At 68.0% G+C, this 16,599-nt stretch carries 19 protein-coding genes and 1 pseudogene; 19 read left to right on the plus strand and 1 reads right to left on the minus strand.

Annotation, left to right across the window (positions count from 1 at the left end):
- Positions 1-3: 3 nt before the first annotated feature.
- From IB223_RS15385 to IB223_RS15470, 18 genes and pseudogenes are all read left to right on the plus strand, one after another.
- The gene (locus IB223_RS15385) at positions 4-384 is read left to right on the plus strand and encodes a response regulator transcription factor (RefSeq protein ID WP_142124895.1); all 381 of its coding nucleotides are present in this window, start codon (positions 4-6) and stop codon (positions 382-384) included.
- Positions 377-1,837 (plus strand): sigma-54 dependent transcriptional regulator, encoded by a 1,461-nt coding sequence (locus IB223_RS15390; RefSeq protein WP_192202640.1) that lies wholly within the window; start codon positions 377-379, stop codon positions 1,835-1,837. Before IB223_RS15385 ends, IB223_RS15390 begins: the two co-directional genes overlap by 8 nt.
- A 77-nt stretch (positions 1,838-1,914) precedes the next feature.
- Positions 1,915-2,274 (plus strand): flagellar hook-basal body complex protein FliE, encoded by a 360-nt coding sequence (gene fliE / locus IB223_RS15395; protein ID WP_142124897.1) that lies wholly within the window; start codon positions 1,915-1,917, stop codon positions 2,272-2,274.
- A gap of 102 nt (positions 2,275-2,376) precedes the next feature.
- Complete coding sequence (gene fliF, locus IB223_RS15400; protein WP_192202641.1) at positions 2,377-4,050, plus strand: flagellar basal-body MS-ring/collar protein FliF; 1,674 nt, start codon at positions 2,377-2,379, stop codon at positions 4,048-4,050.
- The gene (gene fliG / locus IB223_RS15405) at positions 4,043-5,053 is read left to right on the plus strand and encodes a flagellar motor switch protein FliG (protein WP_192202642.1); all 1,011 of its coding nucleotides are present in this window, start codon (positions 4,043-4,045) and stop codon (positions 5,051-5,053) included. The genes fliF and fliG overlap by 8 nt, the downstream gene beginning before the upstream one ends.
- A gap of 89 nt (positions 5,054-5,142) precedes the next feature.
- A pseudogene (locus tag IB223_RS15410) lies at positions 5,143-5,667 on the plus strand (FliH/SctL family protein); the annotation flags it as partial.
- On the plus strand, positions 5,664-7,061 hold the full coding sequence (fliI, locus tag IB223_RS15415; RefSeq protein WP_192202644.1) for a flagellar protein export ATPase FliI: 1,398 nt from the start codon (positions 5,664-5,666) through the stop codon (positions 7,059-7,061). The pseudogene IB223_RS15410 and the gene fliI, both read left to right, overlap by 4 nt.
- Positions 7,062-7,079: 18 nt before the next feature.
- Positions 7,080-7,532, plus strand: a complete 453-nt coding sequence (gene fliJ, locus IB223_RS15420) for a flagellar export protein FliJ (RefSeq protein ID WP_192202645.1) — start codon at positions 7,080-7,082, stop codon at positions 7,530-7,532.
- Positions 7,532-8,791 carry a flagellar hook-length control protein FliK gene (locus IB223_RS15425; protein WP_192202646.1) on the plus strand — a complete coding sequence of 420 codons (1,260 nt, stop codon included), beginning with the start codon at positions 7,532-7,534 and terminating at the stop codon, positions 8,789-8,791. The genes fliJ and IB223_RS15425 overlap by 1 nt, the downstream gene beginning before the upstream one ends.
- 205 nt (positions 8,792-8,996) lie before the next feature.
- Positions 8,997-9,554: a flagellar basal body-associated FliL family protein gene (locus IB223_RS15430; protein ID WP_192202792.1), complete on the plus strand. Its 558-nt coding sequence runs from the start codon at positions 8,997-8,999 to the stop codon at positions 9,552-9,554.
- Positions 9,555-9,569: 15 nt separating this feature from the next.
- On the plus strand, positions 9,570-10,613 hold the full coding sequence (fliM, locus tag IB223_RS15435; RefSeq protein ID WP_192202647.1) for a flagellar motor switch protein FliM: 1,044 nt from the start codon (positions 9,570-9,572) through the stop codon (positions 10,611-10,613).
- Positions 10,610-10,954 carry a flagellar motor switch protein FliN gene (gene fliN, locus IB223_RS15440; protein WP_192202648.1) on the plus strand — a complete coding sequence of 115 codons (345 nt, stop codon included), beginning with the start codon at positions 10,610-10,612 and terminating at the stop codon, positions 10,952-10,954. Before fliM ends, fliN begins: the two co-directional genes overlap by 4 nt.
- A 10-nt stretch (positions 10,955-10,964) precedes the next feature.
- Positions 10,965-11,357, plus strand: a complete 393-nt coding sequence (fliO, locus tag IB223_RS15445) for a flagellar biosynthetic protein FliO (protein ID WP_192202649.1) — start codon at positions 10,965-10,967, stop codon at positions 11,355-11,357.
- Between the two features lies 1 nt (position 11,358).
- Positions 11,359-12,177, plus strand: a complete 819-nt coding sequence (fliP, locus tag IB223_RS15450; protein ID WP_192202650.1) for a flagellar type III secretion system pore protein FliP — start codon at positions 11,359-11,361, stop codon at positions 12,175-12,177.
- Between the two features lie 10 nt (positions 12,178-12,187).
- Complete coding sequence (locus tag IB223_RS15455) at positions 12,188-12,457, plus strand: flagellar biosynthetic protein FliQ (RefSeq protein WP_192202651.1); 270 nt, start codon at positions 12,188-12,190, stop codon at positions 12,455-12,457.
- 18 nt (positions 12,458-12,475) lie between these two features.
- Complete coding sequence (gene fliR, locus IB223_RS15460; RefSeq protein WP_192202652.1) at positions 12,476-13,267, plus strand: flagellar biosynthetic protein FliR; 792 nt, start codon at positions 12,476-12,478, stop codon at positions 13,265-13,267.
- Positions 13,268-13,479: 212 nt separating this feature from the next.
- Positions 13,480-14,070, plus strand: a complete 591-nt coding sequence (locus tag IB223_RS15465; protein ID WP_192202653.1) for a TetR/AcrR family transcriptional regulator — start codon at positions 13,480-13,482, stop codon at positions 14,068-14,070.
- Positions 14,071-14,189: 119 nt separating this feature from the next.
- On the plus strand, positions 14,190-14,462 hold the full coding sequence (locus IB223_RS15470; protein WP_192202654.1) for a hypothetical protein: 273 nt from the start codon (positions 14,190-14,192) through the stop codon (positions 14,460-14,462).
- An 82-nt stretch (positions 14,463-14,544) separates the two neighbouring features.
- On the opposite strand, the gene IB223_RS15475 is transcribed toward IB223_RS15470, so the two are convergent.
- The gene (locus IB223_RS15475; RefSeq protein WP_192202655.1) at positions 14,545-15,174 is read right to left on the minus strand and encodes a hypothetical protein; all 630 of its coding nucleotides are present in this window, start codon (positions 15,172-15,174) and stop codon (positions 14,545-14,547) included.
- A gap of 269 nt (positions 15,175-15,443) precedes the next feature.
- Between IB223_RS15475 and IB223_RS15480 the strand changes: the two genes are divergently transcribed.
- A complete protein-coding gene (locus IB223_RS15480) occupies positions 15,444-16,427 on the plus strand; it encodes a GGDEF domain-containing protein (protein ID WP_192202656.1) in 984 nt (327 codons plus the stop codon).
- The last annotated feature ends 172 nt before the right edge of the window (positions 16,428-16,599 follow it).

Consider the following 16,599-nt stretch of genomic DNA (forward strand, 5'->3'; position numbering starts at 1 on the left):
GCAATGAGCAAGATCACCGTATTGCTGGTGGACGATCACGAAGGTTTCATCAACGCCGCCCTGCGCCACCTGCGCAAGGTGGAGTGGCTGGACATCGTGGGCCGCGCCAGCAACGGCCTGGAAGCCATCGAACGCTCGGAGACCCTGCGTCCGGACGTGGTGCTGATGGACCTGGCCATGCCGGAGATGGGGGGCCTGCAGGCTACCCGCCTCATCAAGACGCAGGACGCACCGCCCTTCATCGTGATCGCCAGCCATTTCGACGACGCCGAGCACCGCGAACATGCGATGCGCGCCGGTGCCGACGAATTCGTCAGCAAGCTTTCCTACATCCAGGAAGTCTTGCCCATCCTCGAAAGGTTCAAAGACAGCCGCCATGAGTGAATCCCGCATCCTCGTCATCGACGCCGACGCCACGCGTGCCGAACGCCTGGCCGGCCTGCTCGAATTCATGGACCTGACACCCCGCTGGGTCGCCAGCGCCGGTGACGTGGATGTGCGCCGCCAGCGCCCGCACGACTGGCTGGCGATCGTCGTCGGCACCCTCGACGATGGCAAGGCCGCCGACGCCTTCTTCGCCTGGCTTGGCAAGGCGCAACTGCCGCCGCCGGTGCTGCTGATGGAAGGCGACACCGCCGCCTTCGCCGCCACGCACGGCCTGCACCACGCCGGTGTATGGACGCTGGAAAGCCCCATCCGCCACGCGCAGCTGGAAGCCTGCCTGCGCCGCGCCAGCCTGAAGCGGCTGGATACCGAACACCAGGCGCAGCAGGTCACCACCAGCGGCCCGACCGGCAACAGCCCGGCCGTCCTCCGCCTGCGCCGCATGATCGAACAGGTCGCCAACTTCGACACCACCGTGCTGGTGCTGGGCGAATCCGGTACCGGCAAGGAAGTGGTGGCACGCGCCATCCACGACCAGTCGCCGCGCCGCGACGGGCCGTTCGTCGCCATCAACTGCGGCGCCATTCCGCCGGACCTGCTGGAAAGCGAACTGTTCGGCCACGAGAAGGGTGCCTTCACCGGCGCGCTCAGCGCCCGCAAGGGCCGGTTCGAGATGGCCGAGGGCGGCACGCTGCTGCTGGACGAGATCGGCGACATGAGCCTGCCCATGCAGGTCAAGCTGCTCCGCGTGCTGCAGGAGCGCAGCTTCGAGCGCGTGGGTGGCAACCAGACCATCCGCTGCAACGTGCGCGTGATCGCCGCGACCCATCGCAACCTGGAAGCGCGCATCGCCGACGGCCACTTCCGCGAAGACCTGTTCTACCGTCTCAATGTGTTCCCCATCGAGATGCCGGCGCTGCGCGAGCGCGCCGACGACCTGCCCGACCTGGTCACCACCATCGCCGCGCAGCTGGCACGCACCGGCCGCGGGGAAGTGCGCTTCGCCAACGAGACGCTGCAGGCGCTGCGCCTGTATGCGTGGCCGGGCAACGTACGCGAGCTGACCAACCTGGTCGAACGGCTGGCGGTACTGCATCCGGGCGGACTGGTGCGCGTGGCCGACCTGCCCAAGCGCTACCAGCCGGAAGGCGTGGAGGCGCTGGTCGCCCAGACGCCGGCCCCTGCACCGGTGGCCGCTGCACCGGCCCCGCTGCCGACCGCCGTCGTGGCCGCTGCCGTGTCGCCGGCCGACCGCCTGCCCGAATCCGGCATCGACCTGCGCGAACACATCGCGCAGATCGAGCTGAACCTGATCCGCGATGCACTGGACCGCGCCGGTGGCGTGGTCGCGCACGCCGCGCAACTGCTGGGCCTGCGCCGCACCACGCTGGTGGAGAAGCTGCGCAAGTACGGCATCGAGCGCGAAGAGGTCGCCCTGGCGACGGAAAACTGACTGGCGACGGACGGCGTTTTCGGCACGGGTCTTGCAACTGATCTGACAAGACACCCCGACGACCGAAGCACCCGCCCATGTCCGACGTCTCCTCCATCCTCTCGCAGATCCGCAGTTACCAGCACCAGGTCGGTACGCGTGCCCTCGAGCCGATGCCGAACCCGGGTGCGTTCACCCCGAACCGGGTGGGGCTCGAGCAGCCGGGCGTCAAGGCGCCGAGTTTCGGCGACACGCTGCAGAACGCGCTGCAAGGCGTGAACGAAGCACAGAAGACGTCCGGCGCGCTCGCGCAGGCCTTCGAACTGGGCGACCCGCGCGCGGACCTGGCACGGGTGATGGTGGCCGCGCAGCAGTCGCAGGTGGCCTTCCGCGCCACGGTGGAAGTCCGCAACCGCCTGGTGCAGGCGTACCAGGACGTCATGAACATGCCTTTGTAGGTCCCGCCTTTGTAGGTCCCGCCGTTGTAAAACCCGCCGCCGCAATGCCCGACCGCTGACCGCCCCACTCCACCGAGCCGACCGCGCAGGAACCGCACCACCATGGCCCTGACCCTTTCCAAGGAAGCCCTGAAGGAATCGCTGACCGCCGACAAGGCAGGCGCGGCGCTGACCAGGATCCAGGACGCGCGCGTGTTCAAGCAGATGGGCACGCTGCTGCTGATCGCCGGTGCGGTCGCCGTGGGAATGATGGTGTTCTTCTGGTCGCAGAAACCCGCCTACACACCGCTGTATACCGGCCTGGACGCGAAGGCCACCGCCGAAGCCACCGACATGCTGCGCGCGGCGCAGATCCCGTTCCAGCTGGACCAGGGCACCGGTGCCATCTCCGTGCCGGAAGAAAACCTGCACGACGCCCGCCTGAAGCTGGCCGGCGCCGGCCTGGCCGAAAGCGGACGCCTGGGCTTCGAGATGATGGAGCGCGATCCGGGCTTCGGTGTCAGCCAGTTCGTCGAGAACGCACGCTACCAGCACGCGCTGGAAACCGAACTCGTCCGCACCATCACCACCCTGCGCCCCGTGCGCGACGCTCGCGTGCATCTCGCCATTCCCAAGCCCAGCGCCTTCACCCGCCAGCGCGAAGTGGCCAGCGCGTCGGTGGTGCTGGACCTGCGCTCGGGCGCCCTGCTGGAACGCAACCAGGTGGATGCCATCGTGCACCTGGTGTCGTCGTCCATCCCCGACCTCGCCCCCGAACGCGTCACCGTGGTCGACCAGAGCGGCCGCATGCTCACCATCAGCGACCCGAACAGCGAAGCCGCGCTCAACGCCGCCCAGTTCGAACGCGTGCGCAAACTGGAGACCTCGTTCAACGACCGCATCCGCGAACTGCTGGAGCCGCTCACCGGCCCAGGCCGCGTGAATGCCGAAGTCGCGGTGGACATGGACTTCTCGGTCACCGAGGAGGCGCGCGAAACCTTCGCCAATGATCCGGCCAAGATCCGCAGCGAGCAGGTCAGCCAGAACAGCGTCGCCGGCACCGGCCCGGAGGGCGTGCCCGGCGCCACCAGCAACACGCCGCCCGGCCCCAACGCGGCCGCCGCGCCCAATCCCGCCGCGCCGGTCGAGACCAGCAGCAGCGCCACCCGCAATTTCGAAATGGACCGCACGCTGCAGCACACGCGCCAGCCGGCCGGCCGCGTGCGCCGCGTCACCGCCGCCGTGCTGGTCGACCACGTGCCGCGTACCGGCGAGAACGGCAAGGTGGTGATGACCGCGCTGGACGCCGCCACGCTGACCCGCATCGAAGCGCTCGTGAAGGAAGCCGTGGGCTTCGACGCGGCGCGCGGCGATTCGGTGTCGGTGATGAACGCACCGTTCGTGCGCGAAACCGAGGCACCGCAGGACGTGCCGTTCTGGGAAAGCCCGTGGCTGCACAACCCCATGCTGCGCGACATCGCCCGCTACGGCCTGGGCGCGCTGGTGGTGATCGCGCTGCTGTTCGGCGTGCTGCGTCCGGCCATGCGCCAGATCATCCACCCCGCCGCCCGGCGGAAGGTGGAGGACGAGGACGACGGCATCGACGTCACCGTGATGGACGATGACGACATGCAGGCCGGCGCTGTGGCCACGCTGTCGCACGACGCGCTGCCCCCGATGCGCGCCCTGCCCTCCGACGCCTACGAAGACCGCCTGCGCCAGGCGCGCGAGGCGGTGAAGACCGATTCCAAGCAGGTGGCGCAGGTAGTGAAGGACTGGGTGGCCAGCGATGAATAACGTACAGGAACCGGCACTCAACGGCGTGCAGCGCGCAGCCGTGCTGCTGCTCTCCCTCGGCGAGGAAGATGCCGCCGAAGTGCTCAAGCACATGAACGCCAAGGAGGTGCAGAAGCTCGGCATCGCCATGGCCACCATCTCCGGCGTCAGCCGCGAGCAGGTGATGCAGGTCATGGCCACGTTCGGCGAATCGCTGGACAAGCAGACCTCGCTGGGCATGGGCGCCGACGACTACGTGCGCAAGGTACTGGTGCAGGCACTGGGCGAAGACAAGGCCGGCAGCCTGATCGACCGCATCCTGCTGGGCCGCAACACCACCGGCCTGGACACGCTGAAGTGGATGGACCCGCGCGCGATCTCGGACCTGGTGCGCAACGAACACCCGCAGATCATCGCCATCGTGCTGGCCCACCTGGACAGCGACCAGGCCGCCGACACGCTCAAGCTGCTGCCCGAGCGCACCCGCACCGACGTGCTCCTGCGCATCGCCACGCTGGACGGCATCCCGCCGAATGCACTGAACGAGCTCAACGAGATCATGGAGCGCCAGTTCGCCGGCAACCAGAACCTCAAGGCCTCCAGCATCGGCGGCGTCAAGGTCGCGGCGAACATCCTCAATTTCATGGACTCCGGCCAGGACCAGCTCATCCTAGGCAACATCACCCAGGTCGACGCCGACCTGGGCGCACGCATCCAGGATCTGATGTTCGTGTTCGACAACCTGGCCGACCTGGGCGACCGCGAACTGCAGGCGCTGCTGCGCGAAGTGCCGAACGATCGCCTCGGCCTGGCGCTGCGCGGCGCCGACGCCAAGGTGAAAGAAAAGATCACCCGCAACATGTCCCAGCGCGCCGCGCAGATCCTGGTCGAAGACATGGAAGCACGGGGCCCGGTGCGCCTGTCCGATGTGGAAGGCGCGCAGAAGGAAATCCTCGCCATCGTGCGCCGCCTGGCTGACCAGGGCGTGATCTCGCTGATGGCCGGTGCCGAGGAAATGGTATGAGCACGCCGTCGCCGCTGCGCTGGATGCCCGCGCCGCTCGATGTCGTCGTCGCGGCGCCCGCCCCCGAGCAGGAAGCCCCGCCGCTGGTACCGCCGACGATCGAAGAGATCCAGGCCATCCAGGATGCCGCGTACCGCGAAGGGCTCGAACGCGGATTGGCCGAAGGCCATGCCGAAGGCTTCGCGACCGGCCAGACCGAAGTCCGCCGGCTGGCCGCACAGATGGAAGGCATCCTCGACAACTTCTCGCGCCCGCTGGACCGGCTCGAGAACGAAGTCGTCGCTGCACTGTCCGAACTTTCCGTCCGCATTGCCGGTGCCCTGGTGGGCCGCGCCTACCAGACCGACCCGATCCTGCTGCAGGAGTTGGCCACCAGCGCACTGGATGCCGTCGGCGGCGCGCAGCGCGAAGTGGAACTGCGGCTGCATCCCGACGACATCGCGGCCCTGACCCCGGTGCTGGCGATGGCTCCGGGTACGCGACTGACGGCGGACACCTCGCTCAGCCGCGGCGACCTGCGCGTGCATGCCGAAAGCGTACGCATCGACGGGACGCTGGAGGCCCGCCTGCGCGGCGCGCTGGAAACCGTGCTCAACCGGAGCACGCGCGCATGAGCGCCCAACCGCTGGAATGGCTGACCGCCCGCGACCTGCGCCTGTCCGCGCGCCTGTCGCAGATCAATCCCGAGCTCGGTGGCCGCGGCCTGATCCGCGAAGGCATCCTGCGCCGTGCCGTCGGCCTCACCCTGGAGGCCATCGGCTGCGAAGCGCCGATGGGCGCCACCTGCAAGGTGGAAGTGGTCGACGGCGGCTGGGTGGATGCCGAAGTCGTCGGCTTCTCGGGCGAACGCACCTACCTGATGCCCAGCGCCGAACTGCACGGCCTGCTGCCGAACGCGCGCGTGGTGCCCTCGCGGCGGCGCGGCGGCGTCGAGGTGGGCGAAGGGCTGCTGGGGCGCGTGATCGACAGCGATGGCGTGCCGCTGGACGGCCGTGGCCCGATCCGGGCCGAAGGCAGCGTCAGCCTCGCGGGCATGGCGATCAACCCGCTGTCGCGCGAACCGATCACCCAACCCCTTGATGTCGGCGTGCGCGCGATCAACGCGCTGCTACCCATCGGCCGTGGTCAGCGCGTGGGCCTGTTCGCCGGTTCCGGCGTGGGCAAATCCACGCTGCTGGGGATGATGACCCGCTATACCGCCGCCGACGTGATCGTCGTCGGCCTGATCGGCGAACGTGGCCGCGAAGTGCGCGACTTCGTCGAAAGCACGCTCGGCCCGGTGGGCCTGGCACGTGCGGTGGTGGTGGCCAGTCCCGCCGACCGGCCGCCGCTGGCCCGCCTGCAGGGTGCGTATCGCGCCACCGCCATCGCCGAATGGTTCCGCGACCAGGGCCTCAACGTATTGCTGCTGATGGACTCGCTGACCCGCTTCGCGCAGGCCCAGCGCGAGATCGGCCTGTCGGTCGGCGAGCCCCCCACCACGCGCGGTTATCCGCCGTCGGTGTTCGCGCGCCTGCCCGCCCTGGTGGAACGTGCCGGCAATGGTGCGAAGGGGCGTGGTTCCATCACCGCGTTCTATACCGTGCTGACCGAAGGCGACGATCCGCAGGATCCGATCGCCGATGCCGCGCGCGCCATCCTCGACGGCCACATCCTGCTGTCGCGCCGCGTGGCCGACAGCGGCCTGTATCCGGCCATCGATGTGGAATCCTCGGTCAGCCGCGTGGTCACCGAGATCGCCGACGAAACCTGGCGCGACCGCATCCGCAAGCTCAAGCGCCTGCTGTCGGCCTACACCAGCAACCGCGACCTGATCGCCATCGGCGCCTACCAGCGCGGCAACGATCCCACCGTGGATGAAGCGCTGGAACGCTGGCCCGAGATCGTCGAATTCCTGGGCCAGGACGTGGCGCACGCCGCCGACCTGCCCAGCAGCCGTGCCGCCCTCGAATCGCTGGTCCAACGCAACGTCGCTGCCGGTGCCCCCGCGCCCCGCAGCCCGCAGTAACGCCAAGGAATCCCCGCCATGATGCAGTCCCGCCGAATCGACCCCCTGCTGCGCCGCGCGCAGGAACACGAGGATTCCGTTGCCCGCGACCTGGCCGAACGCCAGAACACGCTGGCGCAGCACGAGTCGCGCCTGGAGGAACTGCGGCAGTACGCCGAGGACTACGCCAACAGCCAGATGGCCGCCACCAGTCCTGCACAGCTGGCCAATCGCCGTGCCTTCCTGGAACGCATCGACCAGGCGCTGGCGCAGCAGTTGCAGAACGTCGACCGCAGCCGCAGTAGCGTGGACATCGAGCGCGACCGCCTGCTGCTGGCCAGCCGCGACAAGCAGGTGCTCGAACAGCTCGCCGCCAGCTACCGCGCCCAGGAGCGACAGGTGGTGGAACGGCGCGACCAGCGCGAGATGGATGACCTGGGCGCGCGCCGTGCGCGACTGGCCGCCACCGCACAGGAAAGCGAGGAATCCTGATGCCATCCCCGATGGCGTCGCTGCCTCCCGCGGGCAAGACCGTGTTCCCCGCCGCCGCAGGCGGTGTCGCACAGGCACGGGAAAGCACACCGGACCCATCGAAGCCCAGCTTCGACGAGATGGTGCGTCACCCGGCGACGCGTGACGAAGCCCCGGCCCGAAAGTCCGCGCCCCGGCGCGACGAGGGGCAGGAGACCACCGCCCTGCAACAACCGCACGCCGCCAACCGCCACCCCGACGACATGGCGCGCACGACGGACGATCAGGACATCAAGGAGGCTGGCGTTGCGACGCTGGTGCTGCCGGAGGTTCCGCTACCGGCGGCTGCCATTCCGCTGACTGATCCCGGCATCACCGTGCCGACCGATCCCCTGGGCAATCCGCTGTTGGGCAATCCACTGCTCGGCGACGTGATGCCTGCAGAAGCCGTCCCCTCCCCCGACGCCGTGTTGGCCGGCGGTCGCGCCACGACGCCGGCTTCTCCGGCGGGCGCCTTGGCTACCCCGGTCGCCGCGGACACCGGCAACGCGGTTCCGCCCGACCTCCAGAACGCCGCCACCCCCACAACCGACGCGCCCGCGACGGCGTCGCCGACGGCCACCGCCGCGACGGGCAATGTGGCCAGGGCGCCGCTGCAGAACCTGCTCTCCTTCACCGCCCACCTGGCCACCGGCCAGGTCGCCGCCGCGATACCGGACGTGATCAACCTCGGCCGCGACATCATCGACGCCCTGCGCAGCGACGACGCGGAGACCACCACGTCGCCCACCGGCACGCTCCTCGCCGGCGTCGGCGCGTCGAACGCCCCGCTCGGCCTCTCGCGCACGGAGACCGTCAATGCGATGGAAGCACCGAGCGCCGACCTGCATGGTGGCCATTTCGACGAGGATGTCGCCGATGCGGTGCGCTGGATGGCCGACCAGAAGATCGGCCACGCGCACATCAAGGTGACCCCGAACGACCTTGGCACCGTGGAGATCCGCCTGCGACTGGACGGCGACCGCGTGCATGCCGACTTCACCAGCGCCCAGGCGGACGTCAGGCAGGCGCTGGAAAACAGCCTGCCCAAGCTGCGCGACATGCTGGGCCAGCATGGCTTCCAGCTCGCCCACGCCGATGTCGGCCAGCAGCATGCCCCGCCGTCGCACGGCGGCACGGCGCAACACGGTGAAAGCGCCGCAGACACCAGCGACGCCGCAGCCGAGACACCGCGTACCGTCCGCATGACGGCGCGGGGACTGGTGGACGCGTACGCCTGACGGATCGCTGTTCCTGTAGGAGCGACGTGAGTCGCGACCATGGAAATTCGGCGCCATTGGCGCCGGCCCACGCGGCCATCCTTGCGCGCACATCGTTTCCGGACCGCCGTGACGTGCGGTCGCGACTCACGTCGCTCCTACAGAAGCTACCCCGTCAAAACCCCGTCGGGCTCTCCTGCCCACCACGGCATGCCGCTTGCATCACCTGGGCAGACCCCTCAGGAGATCCACCGCCGTGGCAGCTGCCGACAAGACCGCAAGCAAATCCAAGGCCGACAAGGCCGACAAGCCCAAGGGCGGCAAGTCGCTGCTGACGATCGGGCTGGTGGCGCTGGTCGCGGCCGGTGCCGCCGGCGGTGGCGCGTGGTACTTCGCCAGCCATGCCGGCAAGGAAGTGAAGGCCGACGCACCCAAGGCCAAGAGCCCGGGCGAGGTGCCTGCGCCGGCCCAGTACTTCGCGCTGGAGCCGCCGTTCGTCGTCAATCTCGTCGGCGAAACGGGCGGCGCACGCTACCTCCAGGTCGAAGTGCAGCTGATGACGCGCGATCCCGAAGCGCTCAAGGCCATCGAACTGCATGCCCCCGCCATCCGCGCGCGCCTGCTGATGCTGTTCGCGCAGCAGGACGCTGCCGGCCTGATGAGCCGCGAAGGCAAGGAGCGCCTGCAGAACACCGCACTCAATGAAGTGAAAGCGCTGCTGGTCGCCGAAACCGGCAAGCCCTCCGCCGACGCCCTGTTGTTCACCAGCTTCGTGATGCAGTGACGGAACCGCGACGCCATGATGACCAGTGACCTGCTGTCGCAAGACGAGATCGACGCCCTGCTCAATGGCGTGGATACCGGCGCGATCGAGACCGAGGAACCGCCGGTCGATCCCACCATCGCGCGCACCTACGACTTCGCCAGCCAGGACCGCATCGTGCGCGGCCGGCTGCCGACGCTGGAGATGATCAACGAGCGCTTCGTGCGCACCTGGCGCATCGGCCTGTTCAACCTGCTGCGGCGCTCGGCCGAACTGTCGGTGCGCGGCATCGAGACGATCAAGTTCGGCGATTACCTGCACTCGCTGTACGTGCCCACCAACCTCAACCTGGTCAAGTTCAAGCCGCTGCGCGGCGTGGGCCTGATCGTGTTCGAACCCAAGCTGGTGTTCACCATGGTGGACAACTTCTTCGGCGGCGACGGCCGCTACCCGGCCAAGATCGAGGGGCGCGAGTTCACCGCCACCGAGATGCGGGTGATCCAGCTGCTGCTGAAGCAGACCTTCACCGACCTGATCGACGCTTGGGCGCCGGTGATGCCGGTGGACTTCGAGTACATCACCAGCGAGGTCAATCCGCACTTCGCCAACATCGTCAGCCCGCGCGAATACGTGGTGGTCAGCCGCTTCCACGTGGAGCTCGACGGCGGCGGCGGCGACCTGCACGTGACGCTGCCGTATTCGATGCTGGAACCGATCCGCGAGCTGCTCGATGCGGGCATCCAGTCCGACCGCGTGCACGACGACGACAGCTTCCGCGTCACCCTGCACGAACAGTTGCGTGGCGCCGAAGTCACCGTCTCCAGCGTACTGGCGGAGAAGCGCATCAACCTGCGCCAGCTGACCCGGCTGAAGGTGGGCGACATCCTGCCCATCGACTTGCCCAAGTCGGTGCCGGTGTGCGTCGAGCAGGTGCCGGTGTTCACCGGCGAGTTCGGCATCTCCAACGGCAACAACGCGGTGAAGATCACCGCCAAGCATCCTCCCGGCAGCCACCACAAGCACACGGCGCCGCCCCGCCATGCCCTGACACCCGTCGCCTTCCAGGACGCCACTCCATGATTCCCGAGAACGAAGACACCCTCGCCGCCTTCGGCGACACCCGCCCGGATGCCTCCGTGCAGGACAACGACAACGACAGCGACATGAGCCTGGACGTGATCCTGGACGTGCCGGTCACGCTGTCGCTGGAAGTGGGCCGCACGCGCATGCCGATCCGCAACCTGCTGCAGCTCAACCAGGGCTCGGTGGTGGAACTCGAACGCGGCGCCGGTGAACCGCTGGACGTATTCGTCAACGGCACGCTGATCGCGCACGGCGAAGTCGTGGTGGTTAACGACCGTTTCGGCGTGCGCCTGACCGACGTGGTCAGCCCCAGCGAACGCATCCGCCGCCTGCGCTGAGTCGATGTCCATGCACGCCTTCGCCCTGCTCGCCACCGCCGCGGCACCCGCACAGAAGATCGGCCAGCACGCGCCGTCCACGCCCGGCATCGGCGGCGCGCTGGTCGGCCTGATCCTGGTGCTCGGCCTGATCTTGGGCATGGCCTGGCTGCTCAAGCGCATGCCGGGCGCCGGCCTGGGCATCCGGCCCAGCGACCAGCTCCGCGTGGTCTCGATGCTGTCGGTGGGCACCAAGGAGCGCGTGATGGTGATCGAGGTGGGCAAGCAGCAGCTGCTGATCGGCGTCACCGCCGGCGGCATCACGGCCTTGCACACGCTGCCCGAACCCCTGGTCGTCGCGCCCGCGCCGACGATGCCGAATTTCGCCGAGCTGCTGGCCAAGCGCCTGCGCAGAGAGAGCTGAGATGCGCCGTTTCGTTCTTTCCCTGATCTGCCTGCTGTGGCTGTGCGCGCCAGTCCTGGCGCTGGCGCAGACGGCGCCCGCCGCCGCACCGGCGCAGAACCCCGCGCCTGCGGCGACGCCCGCCGCGCCGACCGCACCGACCCTGCCTGTCCTGCCCAAGGTCAACGTGGGCCAGATCGGCGACAACACCGTCAGCCTGCCGTTGCAGACGCTGCTGCTGATGACGGCGATCACGCTGATTCCGTCGGCGCTGCTGGCGATGACCGCGTTCACCCGCATCATCATCGTGCTCGGCCTGCTACGGCAGGCGCTGGGGACCGGCCAGACGCCGTCCAACCAGGTACTGGTGGGCCTGGCGCTGTTCCTGACCATGCTGGTGATGATGCCGGTAGGCGAAAAGGCCTGGGCGCAGGGCATGGCGCCGTACCTCAACGGCCAGATCGATTTCTCCACTGCGTGGACGATGACCACCGGGCCGCTGCGCGACTTCATGCTGGCGCAGGTGCGCGAAACCGACCTGATGACCTTCGCCGGTCTTGCCGGCCACGGCAGCTATGCCAGCCCGGCGGACGTGCCGTTCCCGATCGTGGTGGCCTCGTTCATCACCAGCGAACTGAAGACCGCGTTCGAGATCGGCTTCCTGATCTTCATTCCCTTCGTGATCATCGACCTGGTGGTCGCCAGCGTGCTGATGTCGATGGGCATGATGATGCTGTCGCCGATGCTGGTGTCCGCACCGTTCAAGATCCTGCTGTTCGTGCTGGTGGACGGCTGGGTACTGATCGTCGGCTCGCTGGCCGCCAGCTTCAACGGCGTCTGAGGAGCACGCGATGAGTCCCGAACTTGCCCTTACCGAACTGCGTGACGGCCTGGAAATCGCCCTGTGGGTCGGTGGCCCGCTGTTGCTCGTGGTGCTGATCGTCGGCGTGGTGGTCGGCGTGATCCAGGCGGCGACACAACTCAATGAGCCCACCATCGCCTTCGTCGCCAAGGCGATCGCGCTGACTGCGGCGCTGTTCGCCACCGGCAGCTATCTGCTCGGCGTGCTGGTCGAATACACGACCAACCTGTTCCAGCGGTTGCCCCACCTGATCGGCTGACGACGCGGACGCGACGCGATGGATCCCGCGACCCAGATGGTCATCGACGGCCAGCAGGCCTTCGGCATGGTCAACGCCATCCTGTGGACGATGCTGCGCACCGGCGCGCTGCTGATGGCGGCACCGTTGATCGGCACGCGCGCCGTATCGGTGCGGGTGCGGGTCATCATCGCCGGTGCACTGGCGATGGCGCTGGCACCGCTGCTTCCGGGCACGCCGGACCGGATCGCCTTCGACGCCAGCACCGTGCTGAACGTGGCGCGCGAGTTGGCCGTCGGCGCGAGCATGGGCTTCATGCTGCGACTGGCGTTCGAAGCCGGGGCGATGGCGGGCGAACTGATCTCGCAGGGTACGGGCCTGGCCTTCGCCCAGATGTCCGATCCGTTGCGCGGGGTGAACTCCGGTGTCGTCGGCCAATGGTTCTACCTGGCCTTCGGCCTGTTGTTCTTCACCGCCAACGGCCATCTGGCGCTGGTTTCGCTGCTCGTGGACAGTTATCGCTCGCTGCCGATCGGCACCGCGTTGCCGGATGTGCAGCAGATGCTCGAAGTCGCGCCGATGCTGTTCAGCCACATCCTGCGTGCGGCGGTCGGGCTGGCGCTGCCGGTGATGGTCGCGATGCTTGCGGTGAACCTGGCCTTCGGCGTGCTGGGCCGCGCCGCGCCTGCCCTCAATCCCATCCAGTTGGGCCTGCCGACGGCGCTGCTGCTGGGGTTGTTCCTGCTGGCGCTGCTGGCAGGCGAGCTGGGGCCGCCGGTACAGCGCATCTTCGATCTCACATTTGATGCAGCGCGGCAAATCAGCGCTTAACGAAACTGCGGTTATCCTCCGACGGGCCACGCGGCGCCTGCCATTCAGGCCCCTGCGTGCGGGTTTCACATGATGTATGCGCCTCCTGTTCCACTAACTGCATGAATTTGTGCAGAATGGGCCAGAGGGAGGCGCCACATACGCCAGCGCACGGAATGGACCCAGGTCCAGGCCGACGCAGGAGAGCTTCCCCCGCGAACCGGAGAATGCCTGTGAGTCCAAGCCCTACCCACAAGCGCCGTACCAGCCAGGAGACCCGGGAAGCCGTGCTCATCGCTGCGCGCAGGCTGTTTTTCACCAAGGGGTTCGACCAGACCACCCTGATGGACCTGGGCGAAGAAACCGGACTCAGTGCCCGCGGCGTGATCCTGCACTTCGAGACGAAGGCGGACATCATCGCCACCCTGCTGATCCGCGACTACACCGCGCGGAAGGCGCCCATGGTGGAACGCCCGCAGGGTTCGACGCATGCCCAGCGCATCCTCGATTTCTATTTCTGGACGGCGCGCGAGGACGCCGCCAACTTCATCGCGTTCCCCGCGCTTTGGAGCGTATCGGCGCGCTGGTCGCCGAGTGTCGAAGCGGAAATGAACACCGCACTGCGCCGCATGCGCGAGCCGGTGCGCCAGGAACTCAGCCGCGGCATGGCCGCCGGTGAATTCCGTGGCGTGGACATCCAGCACGCGGACGAAATGATCTGGCAGAGCTACCAGCACGGCCTGCGTGCCGTCTCGGTCAATGGCGGCACCCCGGCCATGGCCGTGCCGCAGGTATTCAAGACGCTGGAAGCGCTGACGGCCTGAGCCACGGCGCACCTGGGCGCCGTATATCGGAAGCCCGCCAGACATGTCCGGCCACGGGCCATTCCGGGGTGGTTCCAGGTGTCATGCTGCTCGCGCCCGCTCCTGCGCAAGGAACCGCCATGCGCGCCACCTCCTGCGCCCTGCTCGCTTTCTACCTGCTGTGCTGCGTTGGCGCGCTGGGACTGATCCATGTCTCCGAGCATCAACTACTGGGGTTGCAGCCCGACCCCCTCGCGCACGCATTCGCCTGGTTGCTGGCCTTGCCATGGTCACTGTTGACCCTGCTGCCCATCGCGGGCAGCCCCACGGTGGCCTACGCGTTGACCATCGCCGGCATGCTGCTGAATCTGGCGCTGGGCGTAGTGTGGGTGGTGCGCTGGAAAGCCGGGTGATGCCCGCAAGCGCAGGGACAGACGCGACAACGGCCGCGTCGGCGGCCGTTGTCGTGGATGGGATCGGGCAACGCCGGTGCGATTACTTGTCGCGGCCGTTGCCCTTGTTGCCTTGAGCCTTCCCGCTGTTGCCCTTGCCTGGATGGTCGGCGTGGGCAGGCTTGCCGCCTTGGCTCTGCTGCGCCGGCTTCCGGCCGCCTGCACCCTTGCCCTGGCCGGGACCATGCTTGGACCAGTCCACGCTGGTGCGCTGGTCGATGCGGATGGGATAGCCCCAGCGGTCGTAGGTGCCCACCGCCCCATTCTTCAGGGCATGGAAGGCCGGCGAACCGGGCTTGATGCCCATCTGCTTGGCGAGGTTGCCCCAACCCTGGCCCGGATTGCGTTCGTAACGTTGCACGACATCCAGACAGGGAATGCCGAGCGCGCGCGCGATGGCGCAGGCGAAGTACACATCGGCGGGGGCCCACCCGCGACGGTCGAGCAGATCCAGGACCAGCGAGCGCGGCGCGCCGTAGTGCCCGGTCATCTCGGAAACGAACGGGTCCCGGTACCGGCGTCCGTAGTCGTTGATCTCTCCCAGGCGGGTGTCGACCCATACATCACCGGTGCGGATGTTGTAGCCCACGGTCTGCGCATGGACAGGTTCGGCGCCCGCCCAGGCGGAAGCGCATACCGCAAAGATCACGGCCCAGCGTGCGAATGCTCTCATGCCACTTCTCCTGCTTCGGGAGGCCGGAGTGTTGATGCTCCGCACTGAATGGGCAATGACGTACCGAACGCCGTGCCATGCGAATCCGGCACGCGCTGCCGAGCGCTCGCGCACGCCGATGCCAACGCCCAAGCGTGACTCTCATCACGCCCGTCCACGGGCAACCGCATACACTGCGCGGTGGTCCATCTCCGCCGACTTGCCTGCGATCGCGTGAACGTTTGAACGACGAAGAAGCATCCCGCCCCCGGGCGCATCCGGCCCTTGCCATGAAGCCGACCCGCCGCGACTTCCGCCTCGACATCATCGTCCTGCTGGGTTCGATCACGGGCGTCACCATCACCGTCTTCGGCATCTATCGCTGGCTCAGCGGGCAGCACGCCCTCGCCTGGCTCGACTTCGCGATCGTCGCCTGCGTCATGCTGCCTGTGCTGTATGCCTGGCGAACCGGCGAGAGCATCCGGGCCGGCGCAGCGCTGTGCGTGTTGAACTCGGCAGGCACGCTGGCGGCGTGCCTGATGGCGGGACACACCGCACTGACATGGATCTACCTGGTACTGCTGACCAACTTCTTCATCGCCAACCGCTGGCTGGCGGCCTCCGCCAACCTCGTCATCCTGGTCGGCGTGCAGTTGCTGCCCGACTTCTTCCACGACGGATTCCACGCCACGTCCGTGGCGGTCAGCGTGCTGCTGATCACCGGTTTCTCGTACATCTTCGCCAAGCGCACGCAGGGAGACCGGGCGCGGCTGGAGAAGCTGGCCGCGATCGATGCGCTGACCGGCGTCCCCAACCGGCGCAGCATGGAGCGCGCGCTTGCGGATGCGGTGGATACATTCCAGCGGAGCGGACACAACTACGGGCTGGTCGTGCTCGACCTTGACCGTTTCAAGGACGTCAACGACCAGTACGGACATGCTGCCGGCGATGCCGCCATCGCCGACCTCGCCTCGATCCTGCGTTTCGAGATGCGCCGCAACGACCAGGTGTTCCGCTTCGGCGGCGAAGAGTTCGTCGCCCTGCTGGACCTCGACAACAGCCAGGACCTGGAAGCCGCCACGGAGCGCCTGCGCAAGGCCGTGCGCAGCGCCCTGCGCGGTCCCGGCGGGCGTATCACCATCTCGCTCGGCGCAGCGCTGCTGCGCGAGCAGGAAAAGACCTGGCACGACTGGTTTTCGCGCGCCGACGCCGCGCTCTACCGCGCGAAGTCGGCCGGTCGCGACAGCTACGTGATCGCCGACGACCTGTTCTAGGCCTGCGTTGAATCGCGTGGCCGACCGGCGGCTTCGCACGCGTCACTGCCCCGGTTTCCCTGCCGTGGTCCCAGCGAACGCCAGGACCCATCGGCGCTTGAACTGAAAGTCCCTGCATTCGCACGCGATGGAATCCAGCATCGGCCGGGATGACGGTATCGGGATCATCCGG

This window comes from Pseudoxanthomonas sp. PXM03, from assembly GCF_014852005.1.
GTDB lineage: Bacteria > Pseudomonadota > Gammaproteobacteria > Xanthomonadales > Xanthomonadaceae > Pseudoxanthomonas_A.